This window comes from Streptomyces venezuelae (assembly GCF_008642335.1).
GTDB classification, from domain to species: Bacteria; Actinomycetota; Actinomycetes; order Streptomycetales; family Streptomycetaceae; genus Streptomyces; species Streptomyces venezuelae_F.
In genome coordinates this window covers 5927955-5941184 of sequence record NZ_CP029191.1, presented here as the reverse complement: position 1 = coordinate 5941184, position 13230 = coordinate 5927955, and the positions used below count along the sequence as shown (strand labels likewise).

Genomic DNA, 13230 nt, shown 5'->3' with positions numbered 1-13230 from the left:
CGGTCGGTTACTGACTGGTGCTACTGGATCGTTGGTACCCGATCCGCCCCGCTCCCACCAGTCCTCGCGCAGCCTTCGCTCCCCCAGGGACGCGGAGGAGACGGGGGTCGGCCGAGGAGACGGTGGGTCAGTTCCATCAGGCGGGCCCTGGCCGCGGGGTCGTACGCCTGCTCGTGGGCGCGGGTGTCGCTGTACTGGTCGAAGTAGCGGCCGGTCGTGCCGTCGAGTTCGGGGTCGACGAGGAGCCGCACGGTGGGCCGTACGCCCTCGTCGACGCCGACGAGCGGGGCGAGGCCGTACGCGCGTACGCCCTCGGTGTCCATGAGGTGCGCCGGATGGAGGGCGTTCACGCTGACGCCGGTGCCTTCGAGCTCGGCGGCCAGCTCGAAGGTCGCCATGATCATCGCGAGCTTGCTCCGGCAGTAGGCGCGCAGCCCTTCGTAGCCGTGCTCCAGCATCACGTCGTCGAAGTCGACCGCCTCCTGCCCGATCGAGGCGACGTTGACGACGCGGGCGGGCGCGGACGCGGTGAGCAGGGGCAGCAGTCCGCGGACGAGGGCGTAGGGGGCGAGGTGGTTCACGGCGAACCGCAGCTCGTGCCCCTGCGCGCTGAACTCCCGCCGGAGGGGTTCGGCGCCGCCACCCGCGACGGCGTTGTTGACGAGCCCGTCGAGCCGGGGTTCGGCGGCGGCGATCTCGGCGGCGAGCCCGCGCACCTGGTCGAGGTCGCCGAGATCGGCGAGGTAGGTGCGGACGGGGGCGTCCGGGGCGTGCTCGCGCACCTCCGCGGCGACGGCGTCCAGGCGGGCGCGGTCGCGGCCGTGCAGGAGGACGGCGTGGCCGCGGGCGGCGAGATCGAGGGCGATGCCGCGGCCGAGGCCCTGGGTCGCGCCGGTGACGAGGGTGGTGTGTCGGTCCATGCGGACCACAGTGGCGGCGCGGGGCGGCGGGTGGGGAGAGCGTGCGGAGCCTGGTGTCACCACCACCAGGCAGGCCCGGGGGCGTACGACAACGGCCGGAGCCCCCGCACAGTGGGCTCCGGCCGTTGGTCTGCCGGACCGGCTACAGGGCCAGGCCCGTCAGGACCATGACGCGCTCGTACGTGTAGTCGTCCATCGCGAAGCGCACGCCCTCACGGCCCACGCCGGACTGCTTCACGCCGCCGTACGGCATCTGGTCGGCGCGGTACGAGGGGGCGTCGCCGATGACCACGCCGCCGACCTCCAGGGCGCGGTGGGCGCGGAAGGCGGTCTGCAGGTCGTGCGTGAAGACGCCCGCCTGGAGGCCGTACTTGGAGTCGTTGACCGCGTCGAACGCCTCGGCCTCGCCGTTCACCTTCTTCAGGGTGAGGACGGGACCGAAGACCTCCTCGCAGGCGATCGTGACGTCAGCCGGTACGTCGGCGAGGACGGTCGGCGCGTAGGAGGCGCCGTCGCGCTTGCCGCCGGTGAGGATCTTGGCGCCGGCCTTCGCGGCCTCGTCGACCCAGGACTCCACGCGCTTGGCGGCGTCCTCGTTGACCAGCGGGCCGACCTCGGTCGCCGGGTCGGACGGGTCGCCGGTGACCTGGGCCTCGACGGCCTTGATCACGCGCGGCACGAGCCGGTCGTACACGGACGCGTCCGCGATGACCCGCTGCACGGAGATGCAGGACTGGCCGCCCTGGTAGTTGGAGAACGTGGCGATGCGCGAGGCGGCCCAGTCGAGGTCCTCGTCGGAGGAGTAGTCGCCGAGGACGACGGCCGCGCCGTTGCCGCCGAGCTCCAGGGTGCAGTGCTTGCGCGGCACCGAGTCCATGATCGCGTAGCCGACCTTCTCGGAACCCGTGAAGGAGATGACCGGCAGCCGCTCGTCCTGGACGAGGGCGGGCATCTTGTCGTTGGCGACCGGCAGGATGCTCCACGAACCGGCGGGCAGGTCCGTCTCGGCGAGCAGCTCGCCGAGGATCAGGCCGGAGAGGGGGGTGGCGGGGGCCGGCTTCAGGATGATCGGCGCGCCGACCGCGATGGCGGGGGCGACCTTGTGCGCGCAGAGGTTCAGCGGGAAGTTGAACGGCGCGATGCCGAGGACGACGCCCTTGGGGAAGCGGCGGGTCAGGGCGAGACGGCCCTGGCCGCCGGCATCGGTGTCCAGACGCTGGGCCTCGCCGCCGTTGAAGCGGCGGGCCTCCTCCGCGGCGAACCGGAACACGGAGACGGCGCGGCCGAGCTCGCCGCGGGCCCACTTGATCGGCTTGCCGTTCTCGGCGGAGATCAGCTGGGCGATCTCCTCGGTGCGCTCGACCAGGCGGTTCGACACGTGGGTGAGGGCGGCGGCCCGGACGTGGGCCGGGGTGGCGGCGAACTCGTCGCGCACGGCGTACGCGGCGGCGACGGCTTCCTCCACCTGGGCGTCCGTCGGGACGGCGGCCTTGCCGACGACCCGGCCGTCCCAGGGCGAGGTGACGTCGAAGGTGGTCTCGCCGGTGGTCTGGCGACCGGCGAGCCAGAAGGCGTGGATGGAAGTCATGTCGATTCCCGGCCCTTCCGCGGTGGTGTGTCTGGCGGTACGTACGTCCCTCACGGTAGGGGTAGGGGTGGGCGTCGGTGTTTGTCCTGTGCGGAGTGCTGGCCTGGGGCCTTGTGCCGCTTTGTATGTGTCGTCGTCTCTGCGCTGGCCTGCGCCGGGGCGGCGGTTCTTCACCTGCGGGGCGGTGGGGGCTTGTCGCGCAGTTCCCCGCGCCCCTTACGGGGCTCGGGATCAGTCCGAGTTCGTGGACGTTGCCTTCAGGGAGAGCCAGAGCTCCATGCGGACGTCCGGGTCATCCAGGGAGCGGCCGAGGATTTCCTCCACTCGGCGCATGCGGTAGCGGAGGGTGTGGCGGTGGACGCCCAGGTCCGCCGCGGCCGCGTCCCACTGGCCGTGGCGGGAGAGCCAGGCGCGGAGGGAGGCGACCAGGTCGCCGCGGCCCGTCGCGTCGTGTTCGTGCAGGGCGCGCAGGAGGCCGTCCGCGAAGGCCCGCACCGCGTCGTCCGCGAGGAGCGGCAGGACGGACCCCGCGGCGAGTTCCTCGTGCTCGACGAGCGCACGGCCGCGCCGCCGCGCGACGGACAGCGCCTGTTCCGCCTGTTTGTACGCCGTCGCCGCGGCGATCGGTCCTGCCGGGGCCGACAGGCCCATCACCAGCTCGCCCTCCTCGCCCGAGGGGGACGTATCGCGCCCCGCCGTGCCCCGGCCCGCCTCCAGCGCCGCCGCGTACTCCGCGCACGCCCGCGCGCCCGCTCCCCCGTCCACGACGAGCAGCACGAGCCGTTCCCCGTAGGGGACGACGAGCAGGGCCTCGCCGGAGCGTGCGGCCGCGGCCTCGACGACGTCGACGAGTCCGGCGAGCGGGTCGCCGTTCCCGGACGCGTCGGCCACCGCGGCGAGCACCGCGGCCGACGCCGTGCCGGGCCGCGCATCGCCCTCGCCGTTCTCCTCCGCGCCCGCCCGCACCCGCGCCGCGGACGCGGACGCGACCTGGGCGACGACGAGGCGGAACGGTGCGTCGAGGAGGCTTCCGTACAGCTCGCCGGCGACCGTCCGGGCGTGGTCCGGTTCCCCCGCGAGGAGCATGCGCAGGACCGCCGCGCCGATCCGCTGCTCGGCGGCGTGCAGGGAGCGGGAACGCTCGGTGGTCAGGGTGAGGAGGGCGATGGCGGAGTGGACCGCGTAGCGCTCGGCCGTGCCGAGGGTCGATGCCGTGCCGACCGCGAGCGCCGCGCGCGGCCTGCGTCCCGTGCCGAGCGAGTGCAGCTCCACGCGGTCCTCGGCGCCCGCGACGACGGAACTGGCGGGCGCGGGGCGCTCCCTGAGGCGTTCCACGTCGGCGGTGACCCGGGCGGCCCTGCGGTTGGCCCACTCCGGCGCGGCGGCGACGACGGCGCCCGACGCGTCGTACAGCGCGGCCCACCCGTCGACCTGTCCGGCAAGCGCGAGGAGCAGTCCCTCGGGGCCGTCGCTCAGCGCCTGCTTGGTCAGCTCGCGCTGGGCGGCGAAGCCCGCCGTCACGGCGCGGTACTGCTCGGCGGCGATGGCGGCGGACACGGCCTTGCTGATGGCGAGGAACGGGGTGCGCCGCGGCACCTCGATGAGGGGCAGGTCGGCGTCGGTCGCGGCGTCGACGAGGGCCCGCGGGATGTCGGGGTAGTGCACGCCGACGGCGAAGCCGAGCCCGACGACCCCGGCGCCGGCCAGCCGCTTCACGTACCGCCGCATGGCGTCCGGGTCCTCCGCGTCCAGCTTGAGCGCGGTGATCAGGAGGAGTTCGCCGCCCTCCATGTAGGGCACGGGGTCGGCGAGCTCGCTGGCGTGCGCCCAGCGCACGGGGGCGTCCAGGCGTTCCTCGCCCGCGCGCACGGTCAGCTTGAGCGCGGAGTGGTGGACGAGCGAGGCGAGCGTGGGCGGCATGGGACCTTCAGGTCTGCGGCAGGCGGGGCGGGTGGGTTTCCCGGCCCCCGGTTCACGGGCGCCGGATGTGGATCTTTTGGCCGGTCCGTATGAACGACCTGTGTCGATTCTGCCTCACCGTATGGTGCCGCAGAGACCGAACTCCCCGTACGGGTGATCCGGATGGGGGTGATCCGGCGCGTTCTCCGCGCCGGACTTTCCGGGTGCCCCGTCCACGCCGCTTCAGGCCGGGGCCCGCGCCGCTTCAGGAGCGCAGGTCCACCAGGAGCGGGGGCGCGTGCTCCCCGCGTACGTCCGTCAGGGACAGCACTGCGTGCCCCGGCGGCACCCCGTGCGCCAGCTCGGAAGCGGACCAGCGCTCACGCTCGACCTGACGGACGGTGACGGCGCGGGCCGTCGGCGCGTTGCCGGTGATGACGCGGCGCAGCATGTGCACGGTTTTGCCCAGCGGGGTCTCGGCGATGATCTGCCGGTCGGTCACATCGCGGGCCTCTGTCCACTCCTTGCCCCAGACCTCCGCGAAGTCCTGGCCGTCCCACGGCGTGAGCCCGGAGAGCGCCATGCGGCAGCCGATCGCGCCGAGCAGCGGTGTGCGCAGCGGACGGGGTACGTCGTCGAGCGTACGCAAGGTCATGACGACGCCCGCGTTGGCGGACCGCAGCCGCTGGACCCGGCGTACGGATTCCGGGGTGATCGTGCCCGACGCGTCGTCCAGGACGAGGCAGGCGAAGAGGGAGCGGTCCTCGCGTCCGGCGGCGACGGCCGTGAACTGGGCCAGGACGAGGCGGGCCAGGATCCGCGAGGCGTCGGCGTGTCCGCGCTCGGGGAGGTCGATGCGGACCCGTACGGGGTGGTCGAGGGCGCGCAGCGAGAAGGGGGTGCTGCGGCCCGAGGTGTCGAAGAACGGCGCGAAGGCGGGGCGGTCCAGGAGCGCGATGCGGTCGGCGAGGACCGCGCCCGGGTCGCCGGGATGCCCCAACTGGCGTTCGCGGGCGTCGAGTTCCCTGATCATCGCGTCGTGCCCCGCCGACTGGAGCGCCTTGCGCAGGGCGCCGAGCGGGCCGGGCGACCCGTCGAGCAGGGCGCGCAGTTCGGGCACCGAGGGGAAGCGCCGGTGGACGGCGAGGAAGGGGCCGAGGAGCTGGGCGAGGCAGGTCGTGGAGCGGCGGCTGTCACCGCTGGGGTGCGGGTCGACGAGGTCGCCGACGAGGGCTTCGGCGAGGACGGCCGCGGCCTCGTCGGGGTCGTTGGTGCCGCCGTACAGGTCGAGGTCGTACACGGAGTCGGGCTGCCCGATCCGGACGATCACGTCGTAGTCCTCGGCCGGTCCCAGTCCGGCGCCGGCCGCCCCGACGACCACCACGGCGGCCCGCCCGGCGAGTGCGCCCAGGCACAACGATTCGGCGATCGGCCACACCACGCGGCCGGTCTTGCCGGAGCCGCCGGGGCCGACGGCGAGCAGGGAGGTGCCGAGCAGCTCGGGCCCGAGCGCGAGCCCTGTGTCGCGGTAGGCGTAGGGGTTGCGGGGGTCGTCGGCGGTCGTGCCGATCCGCACCTGTGCGGTGGCGAGGTCGTGCCGGGCGGCCCGCGCGGGCAGGTCCCTGTCCCCCGAGGGGTGCGGGCAGGCGCGGGCGCCGTCGCGCACGACGGCGTCGGTGAAGACGTGCAGCGGGCTGTGGCCGGTGCGCACGGACCGCCAGGCCCGCGCGATCCGCGCGTGGTCCACGTCCCGCATCAGACCGGCCCGCGCGTCGGCGGCGAGCCGGTCGGCGGCGGCCTCCGCGCCCGCGGCCCGCAGCTGCGGCCAGCGGGCGGGGTCGTCCTCGGGGGCGGGCGGCGGCGGAGGCGCGTCGGGGCGGCGCAGGCGGGGGGCGACGAAGCGGCGCCAGACCTCGCCCCAGCGGCCGAGCCTGCCGACGCCGATCATGATGGCGAACGCGATGAGGGTGTAGTAGCCGTACCAGACGACGGCGTTGCCGACCTTGTCGCCGGTGTAGAGCCAGGCGTCGGGCAGGAACAGCTCGATCGGCAGGACCCACCAGCCGCCCAAATACCCGTTCCACAGCAGCGACCAGAGCAGCCAGCCGACCAGGAACGAGATCAGGGCGCCGCTCAACAGCTGCCGGGTCGGCACGGTGTCGGGCTCCTGGGCGGGCCGCGGCCGGTGCGCGAACCGCCAGATGCCGGGCAGGGCGGCGGGGCGCGGCGCGCGCAGCCAGGCGAGGAAGGCGGCCCCGTCGGGCAGCGGCGGGGCGCCGGGGGCCTGCGCGGGCCGGGGCGGCGGACCGGCCGCCGGACCCGGCGCGCCCTGCGACCGCTGTGCGGGCGCGGGCGGTACGGCCCCGTGCGGTGGCGACGCCGGGCGCGGCACCGGCGTGGCATGCGTGCCCTGCGCGTCCTGCGTGCCGTCGGAATCCACGATTCTTGCCCCCTGGCCTGCCGCTCTCCTGTTTCGCGGGTCAATCTAGTGCCCCCGCGGGGCGAGCTCACCGGATACGCGCCCGGCGATCAGCGCTCCGCTATGTCCACCACGGACAACCGCCACGCCGAACGACTCCCCCATGGAGCATGCCCACCCCCTGGTGCCGCCCCTAACCTGCGAAGAAAGCAGGAGAGCGTCCGTAACGTCGCCCCACCCCCGTCAGCAACAGGAGCCCCTCATGACTGCCCTTCCGCAGGAGCGCCGCGTCGTCACCGCCATCCCCGGTCCGAAGTCGCAGGAGCTGCAGGCCCGCCGTACCGCCGTGGTCGCCGGTGGCGTGGGCTCCGTGCTGCCCGTCTTCACCGCGCGCGCGGGCGGCGGCATCATCGAGGACGTCGACGGCAACCGTCTGATCGACTTCGGTTCCGGTATCGCCGTGACGTCCGTCGGCGCCTCCGCCGAGGCCGTCGTGCGCCGGGCCTCCGCCCAGCTCCAGGACTTCACCCACACCTGTTTCATGGTCACGCCGTACGAGGGCTACGTCGCCGTCGCCGAGGCCCTCGCCGAGCTCACGCCGGGTGACCACGCGAAGAAGTCGGCGCTGTTCAACTCCGGTGCCGAGGCCGTCGAGAACGCCGTCAAGATCGCCCGTGCGTACACCAAGCGCCAGGCCGTCGTCGTCTTCGACCACGGCTACCACGGCCGCACCAACCTGACGATGGCGCTGACCGCCAAGAACATGCCGTACAAGCACGGCTTCGGCCCGTTCGCCCCCGAGGTCTACCGCGTCCCGGTGGCGTACGGCTACCGCTGGCCGACGGGTGCCGAGAACGCCGGTCCCGAGGCCGCCAAGCAGGCCATCGACATGATCAACAAGCAGGTCGGCGCCGAGAACGTCGCCGCGATCATCATCGAGCCGGTCCTCGGCGAGGGCGGCTTCATCGAGCCTGCCAAGGGCTTCCTGCCGGAGATCGTGCGGTTCGCCAACGACAACGGCATCGTCTTCGTGGCCGACGAGATCCAGTCCGGCTTCTGCCGCACCGGCCAGTGGTTCGCCTGTGAGGACGAGGGCATCGTCCCGGACCTCATCACCACGGCCAAGGGCATCGCGGGCGGTCTGCCGCTCGCCGCCGTGACGGGCCGCGCCGAGATCATGGACGCCCCGCACGCGGGCGGCCTCGGCGGCACCTACGGCGGCAACCCGGTGGCCTGCGCCGGTGCCCTCGGCGCCATCGAGACCATGAAGGAGCTCGACCTCAACGCCAAGGCGAAGGCGATCGAGTCGACGATGAAGGCCCGGCTCTCCGCCATGGCCGAGAAGTTCGACATCATCGGCGACGTCCGCGGCCGCGGCGCGATGATCGCCATCGAGCTGGTCAAGGACCGTACGACCAAGGAGCCGAACCCGGAGGCGACCGCCGCGCTGGCCAAGGCCTGCCACGCGGAGGGCCTGCTCGTGCTGACCTGCGGCACGTACGGCAACGTCCTGCGCTTCCTGCCGCCGCTGGTCATCGGCGACGACCTGCTGAACGAGGGTCTGGACATCATCGAGGGCGCGTTCGCCCGCGTCTGAGCGGCCCCGCGACCGGGGTGACCGTCGGGGCGTGTGAAGAAGGTGTGCGGGCCCCATGACGGGTTGCCGTTCCGGCTGTCGGCCCGCCATCCGCTGCCGTACGGTTTCTGCAGATGAGAGAAACACCCGCTCACAGGGGACTGTGGGCGGCGCCACGGCGGAGCCTCCCCAGCCCCGCCCTGGTAGTGCCCAGCGCACACACCCGGAGCTTCGGGCTCCGGAACTCCTCACCGATCGGACGGCCGCCCGCCCCACACCCCCCGGGGCGCGCGGCCCCCCGATCCGGAAGACCGCTTCGGAGACTCCCCCGACGGACCCGCGTGAGCAGGTCCCCTCGGACAGTCCGGGCCGGTCGGCCACCAAAGGGCCGGCGCACTCCCCCCCTTGCGTCGGCCCTTCGGCATGTCCGGGGCCGCCGCGGGCTCTCAGCTCGTGCGGCCCGTTCTTCGGCCCTGTGCGTCCAGCAGGTTGCCCGCCCGCTTCACCGTCCGCAGCGTGATGCAGCGGTCCGCGATCCGTACGCCCTCCAGGCCGTCCTCGATCTGCGCCTCCAGCCGCGTGACATCGGCGAGTTCGCGCATCCAGACGCAGACCGCCAGGTTGTACGTGCCCACCGTGGTGACCACCAGGCGCGCCTCGTCCAGGCGGGCGAGGCGGGCCGCGACCCCCGCGAGGCGCCGGGCCGGGACCTGGAGGAAGAACCAGGCCTGCACGGACCGCCCGCACCTCGCGCGGGCGACGTCCGTCCACAGCGCCACCCGGCGGTGCAGGAACAGGCGTTGCACGACATCGCGTGCCCGGCGCACGGGGACGTCCGTGCGGGCCGCGATCGCGGTGGCGGGCATCCGCCCGTCCTCGCGCAGGACATCGAGGACCGCGCGCTCCAGGCCGGTCAGGGCCACGGGGGCGCCCGGTTCGCGCGCGCCGTGTTCCGTGAACCGGGCCGCCAGGTCCGCGGGCAGTTCCCCGAGCCGCCAGTCGCCCGCCTCCCGCACGAAGGACGTGACGAGCTGGGTGCGCACGGCCCGGATCTGCGGTCCGGTGCCGAGGCGCTTCAGGAGGTAGTCGGCGAGTGCCACCTCGTCGTGCGCGCAGACCCCGACGAGCAGGTCGCGCCCGCCGGACGCGATGTCGAGCGTCTGGCACTCCTGGTCGCCGACGAGCGTGTCGGCGACCTCCAGCGGGTTGCCCGCGCACTCCACCTCGACGACCGCGAGGCGTCCCTGCGCGGGCCCCGGTTCGTACGCCGTCACCCAGGCGAGGCCCGCCGCCCGCAGCCGGTTCCAGCGGCGCGCGACGGTCACGGCGTCCACGCCGAGCACGGTGCCGATCTTCGCCCACGAGGCCCGCGGCTCGATCTGCAGGGCGCCGACGATGCGCAGGTCCAGTCGGTCGAGGTCCGGCTCCGCCGCGAGCGGCTCGGCTGCGCCGCCGGTCGGCGAATGGGTTCTCACGCCTCCCTGTATAACGCGCCTTCCTGCGCGGGTCATGTCGTTTTTGCCGTGATCCTGCGCAGCACTCCTCGCCGCCCGCCCGCTGCGTGAAGATCGCGAAGCGTCCTTTCCGGTCACCGTCAGTGCACCAACAGGCCTACGCGGGAGAAAAGTTGAGCATCCCCTACATATCGCGCCGCCGTTTCCTGCAGACGACGACGGCCGTCGGTGCCGCTGCCACGACGGGTGCCTTCGCCGGCCTCGGCAGCGCCCACGCCGCCACCCGCCCCGCCGGGGCCGGGGGTGCCGCGGAAGCCGCCGCGGCGACCCGGCTGCGCTTCACCGCCACCACCAACGGCGCCGCGTCCCTCGCGGGCGACCGGCTCGTCGCCGAGGTGCAGGGCGTGCTGTGGTCCCTGCCGCGCACGGGCGGCGACGCCGTGCCGCTCACCCCCGCGGACCTGGAGCCGACGCGTCCGGTGCACACCGCCGACGGCCGGCTGATCGCCGTCTGCGCGTTCCGTACGGGCAACTTCCACATCTGGACGCTGAAGCCGGACGGCTCCGAGCTCACCCAGCGCACCGAGGGCCCGTGGGACGACCGCGGCCCCGCCTGGTCGCCCGACGGCAAGCGGATCGCGTTCGCCTCCGAGCGGGGCGGCGACCCCGTCTCGGGCGCGCCCTACCGCATCTGGGTCCTCGACCTCGCGAGCGGTGAGCTGACCCGGCTCACCGGGAAGCCCGGCCAGTCCGGTCCCGTGCAGGACGGCGCCTGGGAGGACTTCGACCCCGTCTGGTCGCCGGACGGCAAGCGGGTGCTGTTCGTCCGCGCCGCGGTGAAGTCGGGCGCCCTGGACGCCCGCACGATCGCCTCCGTGGCCGCCGACGGCAGCGGCGCGGTGACCGTGGAGCACACCGACCCGACCACCGCCCAGATCTTCGTGCCCGCCGTCTCCTCGACCGGCACCCTGGCGTACCTGCGCACGACCGCGGCGCCGAACGCCTCCTGCGCCCTCGTCGTGGACGGCAAAGCGGTCGCGGTCGGCGGCGACGTGGAGCCCGCGCCGCCCCGCTGGATCTCCGCCAAGGAGCTGCTCCTCACGGTCGACGGCCACTTCACCGTCGTACGCGCCGACGATCCCGGCACGCGCAAGGACATCCCCTTCACCGCGCCGCTGCCCGTCGACCGACCGGAGTACGAGCTCAAGACGTTCGACCTGTCCGACACCGCGAGCCGTCCCGTGCGCGCCTACGACCTGCCCGTGCTGTCGCCCGACGGCAAGCGGGTCGCCTTCACCGCCCTCAACTCCCTCTGGGTGGGCGAGGTCTCGGGCGGCAGGGCGCCGCGCCGGGTGACGCGGGCCAAGGCCACCGGGTACCTCTACGCGGCCGCGTGGACGCCCGACGGCAAGGCGCTGCTCTTCTCCGACGACCGCGACGGCATGCCCGCGATCCGCAGACGTGACCTGGACACCGGCGAGGAGACCGTCCTCGCGTCCGGCGGGCGCATCCAGGCGGCGCTCTCCCCCGACGGCCACCGTCTCGCCTGCTTCGACCTCGTGACGAACCTGCTGGTGAAGGACCTGCGGACCGGCCAGGAGAAGGTCCTCGCGACCAGCCCGCCCGGCGGGGAGCTGTCCGGCAGGCCCAGCTGGTCCCCCGACGGCCGCCATGTCGCCGTCAGCTTCCGCAACCGCGTCAACCAGCGCTTCCGCGAGGGCTACAACCTCATCCGCGTGATCGACACGGCCGACGGGTCCGCGCGGACCCACGCCGTGGCGCCGCACACCTCCATCTCCGACCGCAACAGCAACGGACCCGTCTGGTCCCCCGACGGCCGCCACATGGCCGCGGTCGTCGAGTCCGCGCTGTGGCTGCTGCCCGTGGACGCCGACGGCACCCCGGACGGCAAGCCCCGCGTCTTCCCCGCGGAGGCCGCCGACCACCCCACCTGGTCGGGCGACAGCAGCCACGTCCTGTACCTCTCCGCCGGGCGGCTCCGGCTCCTCACCGTGGCCGACGGCAGCGTCCGTACGGTCAAGCTGCCGCTCACCACACGCCGCCCCGCGCCCGAGGACACCGTCCTGCACGCGGGCCGCTTCTGGGACGGCTCCGGGGGCGACGACAGCGTCCGCGAGGACGTCGACGTGACCATCCGGGGCGGCCGCGTCACGGACGTCGCGCCGCACCGTGCCGGGCGCGCGGCGGGCCGCCGCGTCGACGCCTCCGCGCGGACCGTGATCCCCGGCCTGTGGGACACGCACATGCATCCGCAGCCCGCCGTCTACGGCGGCCGGCAGTCCGCCCTCTTCCTCTCGTACGGCGTCACCAGCGCCATGTCGATGGGCGGTTCCGGTTACGAGGGGGCGAGGCTGCGCGAGGCCACCGCCTCCGGGGAGCTGACCGGCCCCCGGCTCGTCACGGCGAGCGAGGTCCTCGACGGATCGCGCGTCGCCTGGGACAACCGTGTCCACGCGACCCGCGAGGGCCTGCGCCTGACCCTCTCCCGGGGCAAGGCCCTGGACTGGGACTTCGTCAAGACCTACGTCCGGGCCCCCGGCTGGGTGATGGAGGAGGCCGCGCGCTTCGCGCACGAGGAGATGGGCGTGCGCACCGGCAGCCACAACCTCTCCCCCGGCATCCAGCTCGGCCAGGACCTGACGACGCACCTCCAGGCCACCCAGCGCGCCGAGTTCGGCCACGCGACGTCCGCGGGCGAGCTCGCGTACCAGGACGTGACGGAGATCTACACCGCCACCGGCGACTTCCACCTCGTCGCGACGCCGTTCTCGGCGTCTCCCCTGATCGGCGCGGCGCCGAGCCTCGCCGACGACGAGCGGGTCACCCGCCTGATGCCGCCGTGGGAGACGGCCCAGGTGCAGAGCCTGGCCGCGCAGGCACCCACGGAGGCACAGCTGGCCACGATGGCGCGGGAGGTCGACATCTATCGCAGGATCACGACGGGCGGCGGATTGATCGCCCTCGGCACGGACTCGCCGGGCATCCCGACCGGCCTGGGCGTCCACCTCGGCCTGCGCGCGCTGCGGCGCGGCGGCTACTCGGTCTCCGAGGCGCTCCGCACGGCGACGTCCGCGCCCGCGCGGATCTTCGGCCTCGACCGTGACCTCGGCACGCTGGAGGTGGGCAAGCTCGCCGACCTGGCGGTGATCGACGGCGACCCGTTCACCGACTTCGACTCGCTGGTGCGCACGGTGTCGGTGATGCGCGGCGGCATCCCGTACGAGGTGAGCGACCTGGTGTCGGCGGTGCCCGCGGTGAAGGTGACGTCGAAGGAGCGCAAGCAGTGGGCCCGGACGGGCAAGCAGCTGCGGAACAAGTGCTGCGACCACGAGCACTGAGGCCGTCCGGCACGC

Annotated in this window: 7 protein-coding genes; 2 read left to right on the top strand and 5 right to left on the bottom strand. The window is 73.9% G+C overall.

Annotated elements, in window-relative coordinates:
• Positions 1-20: 20 nt before the first annotated feature.
• From DEJ49_RS26940 to DEJ49_RS26925, 4 genes are all read right to left on the bottom strand, one after another.
• Positions 21-920: an SDR family NAD(P)-dependent oxidoreductase gene (locus tag DEJ49_RS26940; protein WP_150186498.1), complete on the bottom strand. Its 900-nt coding sequence runs from the start codon at positions 918-920 to the stop codon at positions 21-23.
• 142 nt (positions 921-1062) lie between these two features.
• On the bottom strand, positions 1063-2508 hold the full coding sequence (locus DEJ49_RS26935) for an aldehyde dehydrogenase family protein (RefSeq protein ID WP_150186497.1): 1446 nt from the start codon (positions 2506-2508) through the stop codon (positions 1063-1065).
• A gap of 231 nt (positions 2509-2739) precedes the next feature.
• Positions 2740-4428: a PucR family transcriptional regulator gene (locus DEJ49_RS26930; RefSeq protein ID WP_150186496.1), complete on the bottom strand. Its 1689-nt coding sequence runs from the start codon at positions 4426-4428 to the stop codon at positions 2740-2742.
• 244 nt (positions 4429-4672) lie between these two features.
• Complete coding sequence (locus tag DEJ49_RS26925) at positions 4673-6847, bottom strand: ATP-binding protein (RefSeq protein WP_150186495.1); 2175 nt, start codon at positions 6845-6847, stop codon at positions 4673-4675.
• A 241-nt stretch (positions 6848-7088) separates the two neighbouring features.
• On the opposite strand from DEJ49_RS26925, the gene gabT reads away from it, so the two are divergent.
• The gene (gabT, locus tag DEJ49_RS26920; protein ID WP_150186494.1) at positions 7089-8423 is read left to right on the top strand and encodes a 4-aminobutyrate--2-oxoglutarate transaminase; all 1335 of its coding nucleotides are present in this window, start codon (positions 7089-7091) and stop codon (positions 8421-8423) included.
• A gap of 425 nt (positions 8424-8848) precedes the next feature.
• Here gabT and DEJ49_RS26910 read toward each other — a convergent pair whose 3' ends face one another.
• Positions 8849-9877, bottom strand: coding sequence for an Lrp/AsnC family transcriptional regulator (locus DEJ49_RS26910; RefSeq protein WP_190329455.1), 1029 nt, complete (start codon positions 9875-9877; stop codon positions 8849-8851).
• A gap of 152 nt (positions 9878-10029) precedes the next feature.
• On the opposite strand from DEJ49_RS26910, the gene DEJ49_RS26905 reads away from it, so the two are divergent.
• The gene (locus DEJ49_RS26905) at positions 10030-13215 is read left to right on the top strand and encodes an amidohydrolase family protein (protein WP_150186492.1); all 3186 of its coding nucleotides are present in this window, start codon (positions 10030-10032) and stop codon (positions 13213-13215) included.
• The last annotated feature ends 15 nt before the right edge of the window (positions 13216-13230 follow it).

What these genes read in the sequence shown, in the direction of transcription:
- DEJ49_RS26940 (WP_150186498.1), bottom strand. Translation starts at nt 920, where the DNA reads ATGGACCGACACACCACCCTCGTCACCGGCGCGACCCAGGGCCTCGGC.
- DEJ49_RS26935 (WP_150186497.1), bottom strand. Translation starts at nt 2,508, where the DNA reads ATGACTTCCATCCACGCCTTCTGGCTCGCCGGTCGCCAGACCACCGGC.
- DEJ49_RS26930 (WP_150186496.1), bottom strand. Translation starts at nt 4,428, where the DNA reads ATGCCGCCCACGCTCGCCTCGCTCGTCCACCACTCCGCGCTCAAGCTG.
- gabT (WP_150186494.1), top strand. Translation starts at nt 7,089, where the DNA reads ATGACTGCCCTTCCGCAGGAGCGCCGCGTCGTCACCGCCATCCCCGGT.